This is a genomic window from Microbacterium sp. NPDC089320, assembly GCF_040684875.1.
Taxonomy (GTDB): domain Bacteria; phylum Actinomycetota; class Actinomycetes; order Actinomycetales; family Microbacteriaceae; genus Microbacterium.
This window is the reverse complement of record NZ_JBFBGY010000002.1, coordinates 677,008-696,683: the sequence shown is the minus strand read 5'-3', so window position 1 is coordinate 696,683 and position 19,676 is coordinate 677,008. Positions and strand designations below refer to the sequence as shown.

Genomic DNA, 19,676 nt, shown 5'->3' with positions numbered 1-19,676 from the left:
GACACCTTCCGGGCGGGGATGGCCGTTCGCCCTCAGCGGAGACACATACGCTGGATGGCATGGACGACAGGTACGGATCGGATGTGCTCGCTGCCGGCTGGAGAGAACGAGCGGCCAAGCCGGTGCCGCAGGTGCCCGCCGAGCTCGATCTCGTCGTCGAAGTCGCGCAGGACGGATTCTGCGGAGCGGTCACGAGGGTGCAGGGCGGCAACGTCGAACTCGAGGATCGAGTGGGGCGCAAGCGCCTCTTCCCCCTCGGAGGCGGGTTCCTGATCGACGGATCGCCCGTGCGCCTCACGGTTCCCGCCGCGAAGGAGCAGGGGGTGCGCCGCACGGCATCCGGATCGTTCGTGGCCGCCGATCAGCGGGCCAGGGTCGCACTGCCCAGCCGGATCCTGGTGGAGGGCAAGCACGACGCCGAACTGGTCGAGAAGGTCTGGGGCGCGGACCTGAGGGTCGAGGGCGTGGTCGTCGAGTTCCTGCAGGGAGTCGATCTCCTCGACGAGCTGCTCGCCGCAGAGCCCCCCAGCGCATCGCGCCGCTACGGGGTGCTCGTGGATCACCTCGTGCCGGGTTCGAAGGAGTCGCGCATCGCGGAGGCCGTCGCCCGAGGTCCGCACGGAAGGCATGTGAAGATCGTCGGCCACCCGTTCGTGGACGTCTGGCAGTGCGTCACCCCTCGGGCCCTCGGCATCGCGAAGTGGCCCGAGATCCCTCGGGGGACGGACTGGAAGACCGGAATCTGCCGCGCATTCGGGTGGCCGTATGAGACGCAGGCCGACACCGGTCGCGCGTGGCAGCACATCCTGTCGAAGGTGCACACCTATCGCGACCTCGAGCCCGCGCTCCTCGGTCGGGTGGAGGAGCTGATCGACTTCGTGACCGCGCCCTCGTCCTGACCGGCGGTCCGTGGCCCTCAGCGCCGCCGACTACCCTGGAAGCATGCCCGAACCCCGCACCTTCCGCGACGAACCGGTCTCTTTCGTACGCCGCAGCGGCCGGATGTCAGACGCTCAGGAGCGCGCGTTCGACGAGCTCGGACCGCACTACCTCCTCGACGTGCCTCGCGACGTCGCCTGGACCTCGGTGCACCCCGAGGCGCGTCTCGATCCGGCGGCCGAATATGGGCGAGATGCGGATCTGTATGTCGAGATCGGATCCGGCCAGGGGCACGCGATCGTCGCCGCCGCATCCTCGCGCCCGGATGACGACTTCCTGGCGGTCGAGGTCTTCCGGGCGGGTCTGGCGAGGACCATGCTCGACGCCGACCGCGAAGGTGCTCGCAACGTCCGTGTCGTCGAGGCGAACGCGCCGGAGGTGCTGTCGTCATATCTGCCGGAGGCAGCGGCCGCCGAGGTCTGGATCTTCTTCCCTGATCCGTGGCACAAGAAGAAGCACACCAAGCGTCGTCTCGTCCGCCCCGGCTTCGCCGACTCCGCCGCCCGCGCGCTTCGCGACGGAGGTCTGCTCCGGCTCGCGACCGACTGGGAGGACTATGCGCTGCAGATGCGCGAGGTGCTCGACGCGGAGCCGCTGTTCGAGCGCGCATTCGCCGGCGAATGGGCTGAGCGATTCGACGGCCGGGTCATGACGGCCTTCGAGCGCAAGGGCATCGCCAAGGGGCGGGACATCCGCGATCTCGTGTATCGGCGGAAGTCGCGCGCGTGATCGCTGCGCAGCGCACGCCGGTGACGGCGACGGCTGTCGTCTCCGCGCTGCTCGTGTGCGCCGCGGCGCCGGCCTTCTTCGTGGTGCAGATCCCGTGGCTCGGCTGGGCGCTGCTCGTGCTCGGCGTCGCGAGCGCGTGGCTGATCGAGCGTGGTCGGCCCGTCGAGCGAGACGCCGCCGAGACGAGTCGACAGCCCTCGCTCACCAGAGACCTCTCTCTGATCGCGATCGGCATGCTCATCGTGAGCGTCATCCCGCTGGCCGCAGAACTCGACAACCTCGCGATGCTGCGCTTCACACTCGCGCTGGGCGGCGCGGTCGCGGTGCCGTATGTCGTGTCGCGCTTCGTGTTCCGCGACCGGGCGATCAGCTTCCCGTGGCGCGCGCACCGGCGATGGGGGCGACTCCAGTGGGGTTGGCTGGTCGCCGTGCTCGTGCTCGGCTGGTTGATCCTGCCGTTCTACTTCATCACCAGCGGCGTCTACCAGAACTGGCCGGTCGTGGACTCTCCCGACCTCATCGCACGGCTGTTCGTCGGCGTCGGAGCGGTGGGCATCTGGGATGAGCTCTTCTTCATCTGCACCGTCTTCGCGCTGCTGCGCCGACACTTCCCGGACGCCCTCGCGAACGTGCTGCAGATGATCGTGTTCGTCTCGTTCCTGTGGGAGCTGGGCTACCGCGAATGGGGACCGCTGCTGACGATCCCGTTCGCACTCCTGCAGGGCTTCATCTTCATGCGCACCCACTCGCTCGCCTACGTCGTCACGGTGCACCTGCTGTTCGACGCCGTGGTGTTCGGGGTGCTGGTGCACGCCCACAATCCAGGGCTGCTGCCGATCTTCCTGATCTAGCGCGAGCCGGGATCGATAGCATCGGATCATGCTCATCGTCGGACTCGTCCTCGCCGCGGCGGCTGCCGCCTTCCACGTCTTCATCTTCGCGCTCGAATCGCTGAGGTGGACCGAACCCGAGACGAGGAAGATCTTCGGCGTCGCGAGCGAGGCGGACGCCCTCACCACCAAGGCGCTCGCGTTCAACCAGGGCTTCTACAACCTGTTCCTCGCGCTCACCGCGCTGCTCGGCGTGGGCTTCGTGATCATCGGCCTCACGACGGTGGGACTGACGCTCGTCTTCGCGGGCACGGGAATGATGCTCGCTGCCGCACTGGTGCTGATCCTCTCTGATCGCACGAAGGCGCGCGCCGCGATGATGCAGGGCACTCTGCCGCTTCTGGCTGTGATCTCGACCGCGATCGCCGTCTCGATCGGCTGACACCGGTCACGCTCCGATCGCGCCGGAGGGTGACATCGCGCGCGACACGGGGCACACTCGGTGCATGACCGACTGGGTGCTGCACGTCGACATGGACCAGTTCATCGCCGCGGTCGAGGTGCTGCGCAGGCCCGAGCTGGAGGGCCTTCCAGTGATCGTGGGCGGCCGCGGCGACCCGACCGAGCGCGCTGTCGTGTCGACGGCGTCGTACGAGGCGCGGAGATTCGGAATCGGTTCCGGGATGCCGCTGAAGATCGCGGCCCGCAAGGCGCCTGAGAACGCGGTCTTCCTTCCGGTGGACCACGAGGCGTACGAGGCGGCGTCGAGCGAGGTGATGTCGACGCTGCGCGCGATGCCCGGCGTGGTGCTCGAGGTGATCGGCTGGGACGAGTGCTTCCTCGGCGCGACCACGGATGACCCCGAGCAGACGGCGCGCAGCGCGCAGAACGCCGTGCTCGAGTCGACGGCGCTGCACTGCTCGGTCGGGATCGGCGACAACAAGGTGCGTGCCAAGATCGCCACCGAGTTCGGCAAGCCCCGAGGTGTCTTCCGGCTCACCGCGGAGAACTGGTTCGAGGTGATGGGCGACCGGCCGACCCGGGACCTGTGGGGAGTGGGACCGAAGGTTCAGAAGCGGCTGGCCGCCCACGGCATCGCGACCGTCCGAGAGCTCGCGGACGCGGATGAGCAGACGCTGGTCGCGGAGTTCGGACCGCGGATGGGCGTCTGGTATCACGGTCTCGGGTCTGGTCTCGGGCCGACCGTCGTCGACAGCACTCCGTGGGTGGCGCGCAGTCACAGCCGGGAGACGACGTACCAGCAGAACCTCACCACCGCCGTAGAGGTCGAGGCGGCACTGACCGACCTGGCGAGGCAGGCTTTCGACGACTGCGCCGCCGAGGGGCGACCGGTCGTGCGCGTGCACCTGAAGGTGCGATATGCGCCCTTCGAGACGAAGACCTTCGGGCGCAAGCTGCCCGAGCCCACGACCGATCGCGCCGCAGTGGTCGCCGCGGCGCTGGCCCTCGGCGCCACGCTCGATCAGGACCGCGAAGTGCGGCTGCTCGGCGTCCGCGCCGAGATGACGATGCCCGCCGGGGGCGACTCGATCGAGCGGACGCCCGTGCGCGGAAGGATCTGAGTGGGCGGGCCTGATGCCGTCATTCGCGGATGACGGCGGCGATCGCGCTCACCTCGATCAGCGCTCCGGGAACGCCGAGGCCGGACACGAGGGCCGCGGTCACGAGCGGAGGAGCGCCGTCGCGGGCGAGTGTCGCTGCGACGGCACCGTACGCGGCGCGAAGATCGGCATCCTCGTGGATGTAGATCGTCCAGCTGATGACGTCATCGAGGCTCGCGCCCGCTGACTCGAGGGCGATGCGAGCGTTCTGGACCGCTCGGAGGGACTGCTCGGCGGCGTCCGTCGAGACGAGCGCGCCCGTCTCGTCGACGCCGTTCTGGCCGCCGACGTGGATCGTCGTGGCCCCGGGCGGGACGACGGCGACGTGACTGAAGGCGGGGCTCACGACGAGTCCCGCCGGCTGTGCGAGTATGATCTCCATCTGTCGAGTGTGCACCCGGCCGCCGACATCGCCGCAGCCGGGTGCTCTCGGACCTCAGAACTGCAGGAGCACCTTGCCCACGCGGCCAGCGGTGTTGCTCGCGCGCACGGCCTCGGCGGCGTCCGCCGCATCGAAGACCCCGGCGACGGGCAGGGTCAGGGTGCCGTCGCTGACCCGCTGGATCAGTTCGGCGAAGAGGGCGCCGCGTGTGCCGGCATCCATCGTCTGGATGACCTTGCTGCCCCAGAAGCCCTTGACGGTGGCCTGCTTGAAGATGACGTCGCCGGAGGCGATCTCCATGGTGGGGGAGTTCATGGCGCCGAACGCGACGAGAGTGCCGCCCTCGCCGAGGAGCGACAGCACATCGCCGGCGGACGAGCCGCCCACCGAGTCGATGCCGAAGGCGATATGAGCTCCCGCGGTGATCTCGGCGACCTGCTCACGCCAGTCGTCCGCGTCCGTCGAGACCACGTTCTCGATGCCCTGCTCGCGCAGCTCGTCGACTCCCGCCGAGCGGCGGACGAGCCCGATGACGTTCACCCCGCGCGCGGCGCCGAGCTGCGCGAGCATGCGCCCGACGGCGCCGTTCGCGGCGTTCTGGACGATCCAGTCGCCCTTCTCGGCGCCGAGGAACTGCAGGAGGCTGATGGTGCTGAAAGGCATCGAGACGAGCTGTGCCGCGCTCTCGTCGCTGAGCGATTCCGGCACCGGGATGAGCCCTGCGGCGTTCGCCACGACGTACTCCGCCCAGGCTCCGAAGGTGCCGCCGGTCGCGACCCGCTGACCCACGGAGAGGCTATCGACGCCCGCGCCGAGCGCATCCACGATGCCCAGAGCCTCGGTTCCCGATGCTGCCGGGAGCTCCGGCTTGAAGCCGTAGGTGCCCCGGATGGTCCACAGGTCGTGGTTGTGGATCGGCGACAGGACGATCTTGAGCCGCACCTGCCCTGGTCCGGGCTCGGGCGTCGGGCGCTCCGAGACGGTGAGGACCTGCTCGGGTTCGCCGAAGGTGTCGTGGGTGAGTGCGCGCATGATGTCTCCTTGTGGGATCGGTGTGGTGGATGCGGTCGCGGGTCAGTCGTCGGTGACGGTGATCTCGACGTCGATGTTGCCGCGGGTGGCGTTGGAGTAGGGGCAGACCTGGTGCGCAGCGTCGGCGAGTGCCTGCGCCTGCTCGGGCGGAAGGTCGGGGATGACGACTTCGAGCTGCACGGCGAGGCCGAATCCGCCCTCGCCGTTCGAACCGATCTGCACACGCGCGCCGACCGACGAGTCGGTGATCTTCACCTTCTGCGCACGGGCGACGGTCTGGAGCGCGGAGTGGAAGCAGGCGGCGTATCCGGCAGCGAACAGCTGCTCGGGGTTGGCGCCGTCTCCGCTGCCGCCCATCTCCTTCGGGATGGCGAGGTCGAGATCGACGCGACCCTCTCCCGTGGTGACGCGGCCGTTTCGTCCGGCTCCGGTGGCGAGTGCTTCGGCGGTGTAGAGAGCGTCCATCGTGTGGACTCCTTCCGGTGTGGGGTCAGTGGGCGTGCTGCAGTCGCGCGGTGAGCTGCTGCAGTTCCGCGATCAGGCGGTGGCGCTGGTCGTCGTCCTGCATGCCGGCGAGGGCGGCGATCCTGGTGTGGACCGGGGCGACCTCGGTGCGCAGAGCCATGCCTGTGTCGGTCAACCCGACCGTGACGACGCGCTCATCGGCCGAGCTGCGGGCGCGCACGACGTAGCCGGCCTGTTCGAGGCGGCGGACCAGGGGAGAGAGGGTGCCGGAATCGAGCTGCATGGCGTCGCCCAGCGAGCCGATCGTCTGCTCGCCTTCCATCCAGAGGATGGCGAGCACAAGGTACTGCGGGTAGGTCAGGCCCCAGGGCTCCAGAAGTGCACGGTATGCCTGCGTGGTCGCGCGGGCGGCGGAGTAGAGCGAGAAGCACACCATCTCATCGGTCACGGCCATGAGACAAGTATTGTACTCGATTAAGTTGTGCACAACCTAATGCAGGATCGAGTGCGCACCCGGGACACGGAGTCCCGGGTGCGCGCGTCGTCAGTCCCGCGCCATCGCAGCGGCGAGGTGCGCCTCGAGATCGAGGTAGGCGTCGTCCGCGATGTCGAACACCACCTGAGTGATCTCCCCGCCGGTGAAATCGAACCCGTAGCCGTAGAGCGAGGACACCGGATCGGCGCTGTCGCGTCCGATCGTCAGACCCTCGCCGCAGAGCGAGAAGTGCCCGAGCACCGTGCGGATCCGGCCCTCGCCGACCTGCTCCTCGTCGATGTACAGCGTCAGCGGACCGACGCCTTCTCGATGCTCGCCCATGCCCTCCTTGACGAACTCCACGCCGATGATGTGGCGTCCAGAGGTCGGAGCGGGTGCGGAGACACGATCCTCCGGCGGGATGCCGAGGAAGTTGTAGACATAGTGCACCTCGCCGTCCTTCACGACGAGCGCGTGCCCGCCGAACCGCGAGCCGTGGGCGAAGATGACCCCTTCGGTCTCGGGTGTGAACTCGACCTCGGCGGCGATCTTGTATGAGACGCCGTGCACGTTCGCGGCCGAGCGCTCGGGCACCTCGCTGGTGTCGGGATAGTAGATGAACCGGCCCGAAGGAGGAGCCGGCTGGTGGAACTCCATCGCGACGAACGTCTCGAAGTCCTTGGCATTGCCGATGACCTGCAGGTCGTTGAGGGGCAGCACCAGGTTGGCCTTCGCCTCCTGCATCCAGAGGTCTTTGAGCTCGTCGAGCTTCTCGGGGTTGTCCGCGGCGAGGTTGTGCGACTCGGCCCGGTCGACATCCGTGTGATACAGCTCCCACTCGTCCTCGTCGAAACGGCCTCGTCCGCTCACCGGCCCGTGCACGGTGACGGCCTTCCAGCCGTCGTGCCAGATGCCCCGCTGCCCGAACATCTCGTAGTACTGGGTCCGCTTCGTCGTCGGGGCATCGGGGGCGGCGTCGAACGAGTAGGCCATCGACACGCCGGACAGAGGCGTCTGATCCACGCCGTTGTAGATGTCGGGGAACTCCACGCCACAGGCCTCGAGAATGGTCGGGACGATGTCGGTCGAGTGGTGATACTGATGGCGGATCTCGCCCCGGGCTCTCATGCCGGCCGGCCAGTGGATCACGAGCGGATCGCACACGCCGCCCTGGTAGGTGTAGCGCTTGAACATCTTGTAGGGCGTCGAGAACGCGGTCGCCCAGCCCGTGGGGTAGTGGTTGTAGGTGTCGGGAGAGCCGAGCTTGTCGACCATCTTGAGGTTCTCCGCCTCGTCGTCGGGATAGCCGCCGAAGATCTTGCCTTCGTTCACGGAGCCGTTGGGGCTGCCCTCACCGGAGGCGCCGTTGTCTGCGCAGTAGATGATGAGGGTGTTGTCGAGCTGACCCGATTCCTCGAGATAGTCGACGATCCGCCCGACCTGCGCGTCGGTGTACTCGCTGAAGCCCGCGTAGACCTCGGCCATGCGCGAGAACATCGCCTTCTCCTCGTCATTCAGGTCACCCCACGGACGGACTTCATCGGATGCCGAGAAAGTGCCGTCGGGCATCGGATTGAGGTCGTTGAGTGCGGTATCGGCGGGCACGATGCCGCGCTCGATCATGCGGGCCAGCACCCACTCCCGGTAGGCCTCGTATCCGTCGTCGAACTGACCCTTGTACTTGTCGATGTACTCCTGCGGTGCATGGTGGGGTGCGTGGTTGGCACCCGGGCAGAACCACAGGTACCAGGGCTTATCGGGCTCGGTCTGCTTGACGTCGCGGATCATCCGCAGCGCCTGATCGGCGAGGTCCTTCGACAGGTGGTAGCCCTGCTCCGGGAGATACGGCTGGTCGATGTAGTGATTGTCCTCGGCGAGTGAGGGATACCAGTTGTTGGTCTCGCCGCCGATGAATCCGTAGAAGCGGTCGTAGCCCTGAGCCAGCGGCCAGTGCTTCTTCGATGCCCCCGCGGTCCACTCGTCGATAGGGACGTTGTGGTTCTTGCCCACCCAGAACGTCGCCCAGCCCGCGTCGCGGAGGACATGCGCCATCGTCGCGTTCGACTCGGGGATGTGCGAGTTGTACCCCGGGAACCCGGTCGACGACTCCGAGATCGTGGCGAAGCCGTTCTGGTGGTGGTTACGGCCCGTGAGGAAGGTCGAGCGCGTGGGGGAGCAGAGGGCGGTCGTGTGCCACTGCGAGTAGGTCAGGCCGTTCTGGGCGAGCCGATCCATCGTCGGCATGTTGATGCGACCCCCATAGGGAGACCACGCGGCCATGCCGGTGTCGTCGTACAGCACGACCAGGACGTTCGGCGCGCCCTGCGGCGGTGCGGTCGGGAGGAAGGCGTCCCAGTCCGCCTGCGAATCGCGGACGTCGAGCTCGATCTTCCCCTGGAAGTCACGGACCATGTCTGCCTCCTTCTCGTCACGGGGGCACCGTGCCCCCGAATGCTGCAGCCGACCGATCTCAGACTGCACTGCGGATGACGCGGATGGGGCGTCTCTCACCCCGGGAGGGTGAGGGGCTCGCGATACGGCCGCGCCGACGAGGGGGAGACGTGGAATCGCTCCCACACGCCATGAGTGCCGCGCGAAGACTGCCCTTGTCCGATATAACGGTCGTCGCTAGGTTGAGGGCATGGCCTCCCCCACGCGCCTGTCTCGACCTGTACCCGCTGTGCGGTTTCGCCCTCCGGAACGACAACCGGGAGGCGTGCGGCGAGCGCGTGTGAACGATGCTCTGATCGAGGCGGCGAGGGGGCGGCACCTCAGCGTCGTCAGCGCTCCGAGCGGGTACGGCAAGACGACGGCGGTCGCCGAATGGGCCTCGGGCGCCGGCGAACTGGCGTGGCTCGCCCTGGCCCCGAGCGACGCCGAACCCGGAGTCCTCGCGCAGGGAGTGGTCGATGCGCTGATCGTCGGCAGTGAGAGAGCGGGCCGCGCCCTGGACCTCACCCGCGGTCTGGTCGATCCGATGCGCGCCTACACCGAGATCTGCGACAGCCTCGAGGCGGTCGATGACGTCGTGCACCTCGTCATCGACGACGCGCAGCGGGCGGGCGAGCACTGGCGAGATGGACTTCTCGGCCTGCTCGCCGAACAGCCGCCAGACAATCTGCACCTGGTGCTCGTGGGGACGACCCTGCTGGATATCACGCTCTCGCGTGAGCATCTGATGGATCCCGGAGCCTTCGTCGGATCCGACACATTGCGCTTCACACGGTCGGAGATCGAGCGGATCGAGGGCGTGGGTGCGGCGGGACTCGACGCCGAGACCATCCTGCGCGAGACGCACGGATGGCCGATAGCGGTCAAGCTCGTGGCCATCGGCGGAGCGCGTCCGTCGTCCGACGCCGCGACGGCATCGGCGTTCCTCGGCGACTACGTGCGCGACCACGTGCTCAGTGCGCTTCCCCGGGAGACGGTGGAATTCGTCCTCGACGCCGCCATCTGCCACGAGCTCACTCCGGAGCTGGCGACGGCTGTCACGGGACACGCCGACGCGGCATCGCTGCTCGATGACTGCGTGAGGCTCGGACTCTTCCTCGATCGGTTCGAGGAGCCGCAGGGTGTGGTCTACCGCTGGCATGGCTCCTTCGCCCGGCAGTGCATCGAGATCGCGCGGAGAGATCCCGAGCGCAAAGCGGAGCGCCACAGACGCGTGGCGGAGTTCGTGGAGGCGACCGATCCTCTGACATCGGTCGCGCACTCCCTGCGGGCGAACGACCCCACGCGGGCCAGAACCACCTTCATGCGCCACTGGATGCGGTTGGTCATGGGAGCCTCCGCCGCGGAGGTCGAGCGCGTCGCGACGGTGCTTCTGGGATATCACTCGGATGACGCCGAGATCTTCGCCGTCCGAGCGTGCGCGACGGACGTGCTGGGGGAGCACCATCTCGCCCGAGAACTGCTCGACCACGCCGAGGCCGCTCACAAGCGGGCCGGGGGAGGATGTTCGACCACCCTCGCGATCGCGCAGCTGTTCGTGGCCGACGATCGGGAGCGCGCGATATCCGCCGGCGCCACCCTGCGTTCGCTGCTCGCCGGCTCGGCAGCGTTCCAGGGCGACCGCGCTGCGGCCAACTACCTGATCGGATGGTCGGAGATCCGGCATCCCACCAACCCCGCGCTCCCGGCGGAGTACTTCGGCGCCGCGGCCAGGGAGGTCGAGAGCTCCGGCGATGTGAGTCTGTGGAAGCGGGCGCTCGGCCATCTGGCGTTCGCCCAGACCTGGGAGGGGCGTTTCACGGATGCAGCTCGAACCCTCGCCCGGATCGATGCTCCCGGCGTGGCCCTCTCGGCCGCCATCGGGTATGCCGGAGGCAGCACCGCGGCCGCAGCGGGTCTTGTCGCCTACTGGGCCGGCGAGACCGATGACGCCGTGCGTCACTTCGAGACGGTGCTGCTCACGAGCGGGCACGACCCCTCGTTCACGGCGATCGCTCGAATGATGCAGGCCTACGCGACGGCCGAGGGCGGTGACGCTCCCGCGTGTCGACGGGCGGCGATCGGCGTGCAGGACATCCCGCTCGAAGTGCTTCACGGCGTCTCGTGGTCTGTGTTCCGCGAGTCGGCGATCGCGCTCCTCGAGGAGGCCGTCGGCAACGGGCAGCGTGCTCTGCGGATCGCTCGACGGCACCTGTCGATCCCCGACCTCCCCGTCATCGGCGTCGCGCTCGCCGGGGTGCTCCGGCGAGGGGGTGACCATGCCGCGGCGCTGGAGATGCTGCGATCCATGCGGCTCTTTTCCGAGGTCTCCTACGTCAAGGTGTCGACGCTCATCACCGCGGCCGTCATGCGTCGTCAGGCCGGCGACCACGACAAAGCCCACGACCTGTGCGAGGCCGCGATCGCTGTCGCGTCGGGGGAGAACGTGCGCCTGCCGTTCGGGCACCGCGAGACGGCCGTGCGTCGACTGCTCAGCGAGCACGTGCATCATGGCACCGAGTTCGAGGACTTCATCGGTCGATGCCTGGCCTCCGATGCCGTCGGCACGGTCACCGGCTCGCTGTCCGACCGCGAGAGAGACGTGTTCCGGCAGCTGCAGACCTCACGCACCCTTCCGGAGATCGCGCGGGAGCTGGGGCTGTCGATCAACACGGTGAAGACGCATCAGCGATCGATCTATCGCAAGCTCGAGGTGTCGTCGCGCCGCGAGGCCGTGCGGACGGCGTTGTGATCGGCGCGCCGGACACGGGGCTGGGCGCGCCTCACGTGCGACGACGTGCGCGCTCCCACACGGCATTGGCCGTCGCCGCCGACACGGTGTAGGTGTCGATCACGGGGTGTCCGAGACGGGCGAGGTCGGCGGAGAGCTGCGCGAACCACGTCGGCTCGACGAGCACCACGGCCGCCCAGGCGCCGATCGGAAGCTCCATCGCGATGCGCCGTGCGTCGTCGCTGCCGACCAGGCCTGCGATCTGCAGCGTCAGGCCGGCGAGCGCGAACTCGGCCTGGTCGATCTCGGTGAGGTCATAGCCTCCTTCGCTCCGTCGATGCAGGAGGAAGAAGTCGAGGAGTCGCAGCGTGCTGTTCTCGACCCGGCGCAGCAGCGACTCGAGCAGCGCCGGGCTGGGGCGGTCGGAGCCGATCCTCACCACGAGGATCTGCACATCCCCGAGTTCGCGAGGCATCGGTCCGCCCGCCCCTCTCTCAGACGTCAGGCCAGGGCCCGAGCCTTGATGGACGCGAACTCCGCCTCGGTGATCGTTCCGGAGGCCAGGAGCTTGGCGGCCTTGTCGATCTCGTCGCTGGGGCTGCTGCCGGCGACGCTGCGGATGTAGGTGTCGGCAGCCTGTCGCTGCGCCTGCATGGACGACATGGCCCTCTCGCCCATCCCCGGACCGCGGGCGATCAGGTAGATCAGAGCGGTGAGGAAGGGCACGAAGATCAGGAAGATGATCCAGATCGCCTTCAGCCAGCCGTTCAGCGCGTGGTCGCGGAACAGGTCGGCGATGATGTTGAAGAGCACCATCAGGTAGGAGATGAACACGAAAGCCCAGAAGAACCACCAGATGATGGCCCAGAAGCTATCCCAAATGGACACAGCAGACTCCTCTCGTTGAGTTTCTGTCATTGGTGATAGTGGCACCGCGGATCATCGTGATCGCCGCACCCTTCACCCCCTTCGGGTGAGCGCCGATGTCTCCGCTGCTGCGCCGATGTCAGCATGGGCACATCGTCCCGCATCGAGGGCGCGAGTGCGGAGGTGACGAGGTGCAGAGACCGCTGGCCGGTGTCACCCGCCACAACGTCGTGCGGGAGATGCTCGCCGGCGTCACGCTGCTCGCGATCGCGATCCCCCTGAACATCGGCTATGCGCAGATCGCCAGCCTCCCCCCGACCGCGGGCCTCTATGCACTGGTCGTGCCGACCATCGTCTATGTGCTCGTCGTGTCGTCGCGACAGCTCGTCGCCTCGCCGGATGCCGCGGCGGCTGCTCTCGTCGCGTCGTCGATCGGGGGCCTCGCCGCTGCCGGCTCCGACGACTACGCCACCATGGCGCTGGCGCAGGCGATCATCTGCGGGCTCATGTTCGTTCTGCTCGCGATCTTCAAGCTGGGGTTCCTCGCGAACTTCCTCTCGAAGCCGATCCTCGTCGGCTTCGTCGGAGGTCTGGCCCTCGACATCCTCGTCTCGCAGATCGCCAAGATGCTCGGCGTCTCGATCGACTCAGGGGGCGAATTCGTCGAGAAGGTCGGGGGTCTCGTCTCCGGACTCGGCACCACCAACCCGTGGTCGCTCGCGATCTCCATCGCATCCGTCGTGGTGCTCGTGCTGGGTCGGCGGATGCTGAGAGCGGTGCCCTGGGCACTCGTCGTGATGGTGGCCGCCACGCTCCTGGTGATCGGCACGGGCCTCGCAGATCGCGGAGTGGCCGTGCTGGGCGAGGTGCCCGCGGGAGCGCCGATGCCGACCTGGCCCGTGCTCGACTGGCACACCTGGTTGCTGCTCGTGCCGTCGGCGATGGCCCTCACCCTCGTGACGACCGCCGAGGGGCTTCTGGTGTCACGTTCGTACGGCGAGAAGCGGCGCTACCGCACCTCGCCCAATCGGGACCTCCTCGCGTTCGGAGTCGCGAACATCGCCGCCGGCGCACAGGGCAGCTTCGCGGTCGGATCCTCGACCAGTCGAACCGCGGCGATGGACCAGTCGGGCTCTCGCACGCAGCTGCCCTCGCTCGTGCTGGCGGCAGGCACGCTCCTCCTCCTCCTCTTCGGAACGGGGTTGCTCGAGGACATCCCGTCGCCGGCCATCGGCGCGATCGTGGGCGTGGCGATCCTCCCGCTGCTGGGCATCAGGGAGTTCGCGGCGCTGTGGCGGATCGACCGCTTCGAGTTCGCCATCGGCGCCGTGTGCTTCCTGGTGACGTTGTTCGTGGGGTCGATCCCCGGCATCCTCATCGCCTTCGTGCTCGCCCTCATCAACCTGGCCCGGCGCGCGTCGAGTCCGGCCATCGATGTGCTCGCCGCCGACGACAGTCCGACGGCATCGCTGCTCGACGCCGCGCAGCCGGGCACGGTGACAGCGCCGGGCGTCGTCGTCGTGCGCATGGCGGCGCCGCTGTTCTTCGCCAACGGCGACACGTTCGCGACCGCGGTACGTGCAGCCGTCGACGCACCCGGGGCGGGGGTCGTACACCACGTCGTCATCGACATGGAGGCGGTCACCGATGCGGATGTCACGGCGGCGGAGTCTTTCGACAGCCTCATGGAATCGATGCGCGACCGCGACGTGACGGTGTCGTTCAGCCGTCTGCGCGCCTCTGCCGTCGACCGTCTCACGAGGCTGGGAATCCTCGGCGATCAACAGGTCTTCGAGACCAACCGTGCTGCGATCCAGGAACTCAGCCGGCCCGCACCGTCGGAGAGGGGAGCGAGAAGTGAATGATTTTCGATACGGACCCGTGGAGTACTACCTCGTCGGGTTCGAGGGGAGGCATCCGGATCCGAGCATCTTCGGAGCGCTGGACGACCTCATAGACACCGGGACGGTGCGACTGCTGGACGTCGTGGTGCTCGCCAGATCGCACGACGGAGGGATCGAGACCTTCGACCTCGAGGCGGGCGAGGTGCCCGGCCTCAGCGATCTCGACCCTCTGGTCGCCGGTCTCGCCGGTGACGAGGACATCGAGATGCTCGCCGAGTTCGTGCCCGCGGGCAGCTCGGCGGCGATCGTCGTGCTCGAGCTCACCTTTGCGAGGGCGCTCGCCGAGAAACTCGCGCAGGCGGGGGGAGAGGTGCTGCGCACCGACCGCATCCCCGCCCCCGTCGTCAACGCCATGATGGACATCCTCGAGCAGGAAGGAGAGTGACATGCCCCTGAGGAGATTCGGCCGTCCGGGACTGATCGGACTCGCCGCGAGAACAGCGGTCGTCGCAGGAACCGCTTCGGCGGTGTCCGGAGCGACGATGCGTCACCAGCAGCAGCGGGCGGAGAGGCAGTACGAGCAGCAGCAGTACGAGGCGGCGCAGCAGCAGGCGCAGATCGACGCCGCTGCTCAGAACGCGGCGGCCCAGTATGCGGCTGCTCCCGCCGTCTCACCGGCGCCTCCGGCGTCGGGCGGCGCAGACGACATGATCGCCAAGATCCAGCAACTGGCGTCGCTGCGAGAATCCGGCGTGCTCTCGGAGGACGAGTTCGCCGCCGCGAAGCAGAAGCTGCTGAGATGAGCCGCCGCGCGGCCGACAGGAGGGAGAGGTCATGGGGCCGGTGATCGGTCAGCTGCTGCCGCTCGCGGTGGGCATCGCGATCAGCCCGTTGCCGGTGATCGCCGGCATCCTGATGCTGATGTCTGCCCGCGCCCGCTCCACGGGGGTCGGCTTCCTCGTCGGATGGCTCGGCGGGATCGTGATCGTGGCCGTGGTCTTCGCGGCGCTCTCTGCAGTCGTGCCCGCGCAGTCCGACGACGGACCCACCCCGATCCTCGGGGCGGTGCAGATCGTCCTCGGCGTGCTGATGCTGTTCCTGGCGGTGCGCCAATGGCGAGGTCGGCCGAAGCCGGGCACGCAGCCCGCGATGCCGAAGTGGATGGCGCAGATCGACGGCATGACGTTCTTCGGGGCGCTCGGACTCGGACTGCTGCTCGCGGCAGTGAACCCCAAGAACCTGCTGCTCGGAGCCAGCGCCGGCGTCACTCTGGGCGGGGCGGGGCTCGGCATCGGAGACATGGTCGTGGTGGTCGTGATCTACACGCTCCTCGCGTCGTCGACGGTGTTGATCCCTGTCGTCGGATACCTCATCGCATCCGAACGTCTGCGAGCGCCGCTGGGCAGATTGCGCGACTGGCTGCAGACGGAGAACGCCGTGATCATGACCGTGCTGCTTCTGGTGCTGGGTGTCGTGATCATCGGCAAGGGCATCGCCGCCATCGGGTGAGCGAGGAGTGACGGAGGAGACTCGGATGAGTGAACTGGATGAGCTCCGCGAGCGCGTCGTCGCGCTCGAGCGAGAGAACGATGAACTGCGCGCGCCGAAGAAGCGGCGATTCCGCGGCATGAGCGTCGTCGGTGCGATTCTGCTCGTGGTGGCGGTGCTGCTCGCGCCGGTCGCGGCGATGGGGACCTGGGCTCGACTGCAGCTCGTGGACACCGAGCGCTTCGTCGCGACATTCGCCCCGCTCGCGTCCGATCCGGATGTGCAGGACTTCGTCGCCGATCAGGTGACCACGGCGATAGACGAACAGGTCGACATCTCCGCGGTCGTGGGCGAGGTGTTCGACGGCATCCGATCGCTGGGGCTTCCTCCCCGAGCGGACACCGCCCTCACGCTGCTCGAGGGACCCGCTGCGGACGGCGCGATCTCGCTCATCGACTCCGTGGTGCACGATGTGGTGCAGTCCGAGCAGTTCGCCGACATCTGGACGCAGTCCCTGCGCTTCACGCATGAGCGCGCCACGGCGATCATCCAGAACGCTCCCGGCACGGCGGTGCAGCTCGGCGATGACGGCGCCGTCACGATCGAACTCGGAGTGGTGATCGACCGGGTCAAGGAGGCGATGACAGAGCGGGGGATCGGCTTTGCGAACGCGATCCCCGAGATCGACAGGTCGATTCCGATCGCCCAGGCGGATGCCCTCGTGCTGGTGCGCACGGTCTACCAGATCGCGGACATCGGCGGATTCTGGCTGCCGTGGCTCGTGCTCGGCCTGCTCGTGGCCGGCGTGCTGCTCATGCGCGATCGTCCGCGAGCGCTCTTCTGGTCGAGTGCCGGCTTCGCCGTCGTGTTCCTGATGCTCGCGGCGGGCATGGGCATCGGACGAGGGGTATTCATCCGTGCGGTGAGCCCATCGGTCATGTCGGCCGAGGCCGCGACGGCGCTGTTCGAACAGCTGACGTCGCTTCTCGCAGGAACCATCGCCGCGCTCGCCCTCGTCGGCGTGCTCGTCGCGATCTGGGCGTGGCTCGCCGGCTCCGCTCGCACGGCAGTCGCATTCCGGGGACTCGTCGAGAGCGGGTTCTCGTCGGTGCGCCGTGCCGCCGAACGACGGGGCCTCACGACGGGTGGCTTCGGTCGCGGGGTGGACCGCTTCCGCGGCCCGATCTTCATCGTCGGCGCGCTCGCGGCGATGACGCTGCTGATCGTCATGAGACCCGTGACGTTCGGGGCGGTCATCGGGGTAGCGGTCGGGCTGCTGGTCTTCGCGGCCCTCATAGAGCTGCTGCGCCGACCCGACGAGGAGGAGGTGCAGGCAGCGGCCGGCGACTCGCTCGACGACCCGGTGTCCCAGACTCTGGCGGCGCCTGCTCCGGATGCCGTGAGCTAGCCGTGCCGCGCCGACGCTCACCCTCGATGGGTGAGTGTCGCCGCATCGGGGTCGGATCAACGCAGAAGATGGGCGCATGACGGACGACTCGACAACCGGACGCACGAGAAGCACACGGATCCTCGACATCGTCACGGTCGTCCTGCTCTCGGTCACCGCCGTCATCACGGCATGGTGCGGCTTCGAGGCATCGAAGTGGGGCGGAGAGATGTCGATCGCCTTCAGCCAGGCCTCCAGCGCCCGAGTGCAGGCGGCGTCGGCCCAGTCGACCTCGCAGGCCGCGCGTCAGTACGACCTCACCATCTACACCGAGTGGGTGCTGGCGGAGGCAGACGGCAGGACGGAGCTGGTCCAGTTCATCGAGCAGCGATTCACTCCCGAGTTCGCGGTCGCGTTCGACGCCTGGATCGCTGAAGATCGCGAATCCCAGGGGCCCTTCGCTATGGAGGAGTACGTGCCCGCGGGGACGAGAGAGGCCGAGGAGCTCAACGCGAGAGCCGATGCGAAGTTCGACGAGGCCTTGGCCAACAACCAGCGCGGCGACGACTACTCGCTGCTGACCGTGCTGTTCGCGCTGGTGCTGTTCTTCGCCGCGCTGTCGCAGCACCAGAGCGCGGTCTGGCGGCGTAGGACGTTCCTCGCACTCAGCGGGGCGATCGCGCTTGCGGGCCTCGTGACTCTGCTGACGTTTCCGATCAAGATCTGACGCCGTCCGATGCGGATGACCGGCGAGAAGATGCGACAGCGCTGGCTGCGCTATCGGCGTCGGTTCGGCTCGCGTCGCACCATCGTCAGCGATCTGAAGGCCGGGATCGTGCTGGGAATCGAGAGCGTCCCCGACGGACTCGCGTCGGGTCTGCTCGCCGGGGTGAACCCGGTGATGGGGTTGAACGCGTACATCGTCGGGACGTTCGCCGGCGCGCTGGCCACGGGATCGGTCTTCATGTCGGTGCAGGCGACGGGCGCGATGGCGGTGATCATCGCCGATGTGCCCGAGGTGCACGGCGACGACGGCATGGGTGCGATGGCGATGCTGACCGTGATGGCCGGCATCGCGATGCTGCTGCTCGGCATCGCGCGACTGGGGAGCCTCGTGCGCTTCATCCCGACGGCGGTGCTGATCGGGTTCGTCAACGCGGTCGCCGTCAACATCGTGCTCAGCCAGCTCGAGAACTTCACGGGTTTCGACAGCGATGCCGACGCTCGCCTGCTGAGAGTCGTCGACATCGTCGCGAACGTGCTGCAGATCAGCTGGTGGTCGGTGCTCGTAGGCACGGTCACGATCGGACTGATCCTCGTGCTCGAGCGCACTCCGCTCGGCGCCCTCTCGATGGTCGTCGCGATCGTCATCGGATCCGTGCTCGCGGTGGTGCTGCCCGACGGTGCGGTCTCGACGATCTCGGACGTGGCGGAGGCAGGGCGGAGTCTTCCTTCGATCTCCCTCCCGGACCTGTCGATGTTCTTCGTCCTCATCGTCCCCGCGCTGTCGCTCGCGCTCGTCGGTCTCGTGCAGGGTGCCGCGATCTCCGGGTCCATTCCGAACCCCGACGGACGTTATCCCGACGCCTCCGCCGACTTCCGGGGGCAGGGCATCGCCAACATCGCGACCGGGATGCTGCAGGGCATCCCCGTCGGCGGATCCATGTCGGCGACGGCCCTCTCCCGGGCAGCCGGTGCCCGCAGCGCTGCGGGCAACCTCATCGCCGCCGTCGTGATGGTGCTCAGCGTGCTCGTCTTCGGGCCGCTCATCGGATACATCGCCATGCCCGCGCTCGCCGGCCTCCTGATCCTGATCGGAGTCCGCACGGTCAAGCCGCGGCAGATCGTCATGGTGTTCCAGACGGGGGCCGTGCAGATCGCGGTGTTCCTCGTCACCTTCGCGCTCACGCTCCTGATCCCTCTGCAGTACGCGGTGCTCGCCGGCGTCGGTCTCGCCGTGGTGCTGCAGATCGCGCGGCAGTCGAATCGGGTGCGGGTGCGTCGGTGGGTGTTCGACCAGGCGAACGGGCGTCCGATCGAACAGGATCCGCCCCCGACCCTGGAGCCGGGGGAGACGATCGTGCTGACCCCCTACGGCAGCCTCTTCTTCGCCTCCGCGCCGTCATTCCGCCAGCAGCTGCCCGATGCCGAACACAACAGTCCCGGCGCCGTCGTGATCATCCGGCTCCGCGGCACGGATGAGCTGGGAGTCACCTTCCTCACGATGATCCGCACCTATGCGCAGGAGCTCGCGGCCGTGGGGGCCACACTGATGGTTGCGGGTGTCGGGCCTCGGGTTCAGGCGCAGCTGGCGTCGACGGGCGTCCGTGACGTGGTCCGCGAAGAGAACATCTTCGTCGAGCAGCCGCGACTCGGCGACGCGCTGCAGAACGCGCTCGCCGAGGTGTCGCGCCGCCGACTCGACCCCGGGTGACGCGCCGTCGCTCACCCTCCG

At 68.1% G+C, this 19,676-nt stretch carries 20 protein-coding genes; 13 read left to right on the top strand and 7 right to left on the bottom strand.

Features of this window, described 5'->3' with window-relative positions; all coding sequences use genetic code 11:
* Window positions 1-59: 59 nt before the first annotated feature.
* From AB0N61_RS07935 to AB0N61_RS07915, 5 genes are all read left to right on the top strand, one after another.
* Window positions 60-899: a DUF3097 domain-containing protein gene (locus tag AB0N61_RS07935; RefSeq protein ID WP_363362957.1), complete on the top strand. Its 840-nt coding sequence runs from the start codon at window positions 60-62 to the stop codon at window positions 897-899.
* Between the two features lie 43 nt (window positions 900-942).
* Window positions 943-1,668, top strand: coding sequence for a tRNA (guanosine(46)-N7)-methyltransferase TrmB (gene trmB, locus AB0N61_RS07930; RefSeq protein WP_167944809.1), 726 nt, complete (start codon window positions 943-945; stop codon window positions 1,666-1,668).
* A complete protein-coding gene (locus AB0N61_RS07925; RefSeq protein ID WP_363362955.1) occupies window positions 1,665-2,519 on the top strand; it encodes a CPBP family intramembrane glutamic endopeptidase in 855 nt (284 codons plus the stop codon). The genes trmB and AB0N61_RS07925 overlap by 4 nt, the downstream gene beginning before the upstream one ends.
* Before the next feature lie 28 nt (window positions 2,520-2,547).
* On the top strand, window positions 2,548-2,940 hold the full coding sequence (locus AB0N61_RS07920) for a DUF1304 domain-containing protein (protein ID WP_363362953.1): 393 nt from the start codon (window positions 2,548-2,550) through the stop codon (window positions 2,938-2,940).
* A gap of 64 nt (window positions 2,941-3,004) precedes the next feature.
* Window positions 3,005-4,081, top strand: a complete 1,077-nt coding sequence (locus AB0N61_RS07915; RefSeq protein ID WP_363362951.1) for a DNA polymerase IV — start codon at window positions 3,005-3,007, stop codon at window positions 4,079-4,081.
* A gap of 19 nt (window positions 4,082-4,100) precedes the next feature.
* Here the strand turns inward: AB0N61_RS07915 and AB0N61_RS07910 are convergent, their stop codons facing one another.
* The 5 genes from AB0N61_RS07910 to AB0N61_RS07890 form a co-directional block, all read right to left on the bottom strand.
* Entirely contained in the window at window positions 4,101-4,502 is a 402-nt protein-coding gene (locus tag AB0N61_RS07910; RefSeq protein ID WP_363362949.1) for a RidA family protein, read from the bottom strand.
* 54 nt (window positions 4,503-4,556) lie between these two features.
* Complete coding sequence (locus AB0N61_RS07905; RefSeq protein WP_363362948.1) at window positions 4,557-5,534, bottom strand: zinc-binding dehydrogenase; 978 nt, start codon at window positions 5,532-5,534, stop codon at window positions 4,557-4,559.
* Between the two features lie 42 nt (window positions 5,535-5,576).
* Complete coding sequence (locus tag AB0N61_RS07900) at window positions 5,577-5,999, bottom strand: organic hydroperoxide resistance protein (protein WP_363362946.1); 423 nt, start codon at window positions 5,997-5,999, stop codon at window positions 5,577-5,579.
* 25 nt (window positions 6,000-6,024) lie between these two features.
* Window positions 6,025-6,453 carry a MarR family transcriptional regulator gene (locus AB0N61_RS07895; RefSeq protein ID WP_363362944.1) on the bottom strand — a complete coding sequence of 143 codons (429 nt, stop codon included), beginning with the start codon at window positions 6,451-6,453 and terminating at the stop codon, window positions 6,025-6,027.
* A gap of 90 nt (window positions 6,454-6,543) precedes the next feature.
* A complete protein-coding gene (locus tag AB0N61_RS07890) occupies window positions 6,544-8,886 on the bottom strand; it encodes an arylsulfatase (protein ID WP_363362942.1) in 2,343 nt (780 codons plus the stop codon).
* Window positions 8,887-9,205: 319 nt separating this feature from the next.
* On the opposite strand from AB0N61_RS07890, the gene AB0N61_RS07885 reads away from it, so the two are divergent.
* The gene (locus AB0N61_RS07885) at window positions 9,206-11,656 is read left to right on the top strand and encodes a LuxR C-terminal-related transcriptional regulator (RefSeq protein ID WP_363362940.1); all 2,451 of its coding nucleotides are present in this window, start codon (window positions 9,206-9,208) and stop codon (window positions 11,654-11,656) included.
* A 31-nt stretch (window positions 11,657-11,687) separates the two neighbouring features.
* On the opposite strand, the gene AB0N61_RS07880 is transcribed toward AB0N61_RS07885, so the two are convergent.
* Both AB0N61_RS07880 and AB0N61_RS07875 read right to left on the bottom strand, forming a co-directional pair.
* Window positions 11,688-12,110, bottom strand: coding sequence for a DUF6325 family protein (locus AB0N61_RS07880; RefSeq protein WP_167944770.1), 423 nt, complete (start codon window positions 12,108-12,110; stop codon window positions 11,688-11,690).
* A gap of 26 nt (window positions 12,111-12,136) precedes the next feature.
* A complete protein-coding gene (locus tag AB0N61_RS07875) occupies window positions 12,137-12,523 on the bottom strand; it encodes an SHOCT domain-containing protein (protein ID WP_167944767.1) in 387 nt (128 codons plus the stop codon).
* A gap of 170 nt (window positions 12,524-12,693) precedes the next feature.
* On the opposite strand from AB0N61_RS07875, the gene AB0N61_RS07870 reads away from it, so the two are divergent.
* The 7 genes from AB0N61_RS07870 (at window position 12,694) to AB0N61_RS07840 (ending at window position 19,655) form a co-directional block, all read left to right on the top strand.
* On the top strand, window positions 12,694-14,367 hold the full coding sequence (locus AB0N61_RS07870; protein ID WP_363362938.1) for a SulP family inorganic anion transporter: 1,674 nt from the start codon (window positions 12,694-12,696) through the stop codon (window positions 14,365-14,367).
* Window positions 14,360-14,791 (top strand): DUF6325 family protein, encoded by a 432-nt coding sequence (locus tag AB0N61_RS07865; protein ID WP_167944762.1) that lies wholly within the window; start codon window positions 14,360-14,362, stop codon window positions 14,789-14,791. The genes AB0N61_RS07870 and AB0N61_RS07865 overlap by 8 nt, the downstream gene beginning before the upstream one ends.
* 1 nt (window position 14,792) lies before the next feature.
* Window positions 14,793-15,149: an SHOCT domain-containing protein gene (locus AB0N61_RS07860; protein WP_363362935.1), complete on the top strand. Its 357-nt coding sequence runs from the start codon at window positions 14,793-14,795 to the stop codon at window positions 15,147-15,149.
* 31 nt (window positions 15,150-15,180) lie between these two features.
* A complete protein-coding gene (locus tag AB0N61_RS07855) occupies window positions 15,181-15,855 on the top strand; it encodes a GAP family protein (RefSeq protein WP_363362933.1) in 675 nt (224 codons plus the stop codon).
* 25 nt (window positions 15,856-15,880) lie between these two features.
* Complete coding sequence (locus AB0N61_RS07850; protein WP_363362931.1) at window positions 15,881-17,242, top strand: hypothetical protein; 1,362 nt, start codon at window positions 15,881-15,883, stop codon at window positions 17,240-17,242.
* Window positions 17,243-17,318: 76 nt separating this feature from the next.
* Window positions 17,319-17,948: a hypothetical protein gene (locus AB0N61_RS07845; RefSeq protein WP_363362930.1), complete on the top strand. Its 630-nt coding sequence runs from the start codon at window positions 17,319-17,321 to the stop codon at window positions 17,946-17,948.
* Between the two features lie 15 nt (window positions 17,949-17,963).
* Entirely contained in the window at window positions 17,964-19,655 is a 1,692-nt protein-coding gene (locus AB0N61_RS07840) for a SulP family inorganic anion transporter (protein ID WP_363362928.1), read from the top strand.
* Window positions 19,656-19,676 lie beyond the last annotated feature (21 nt).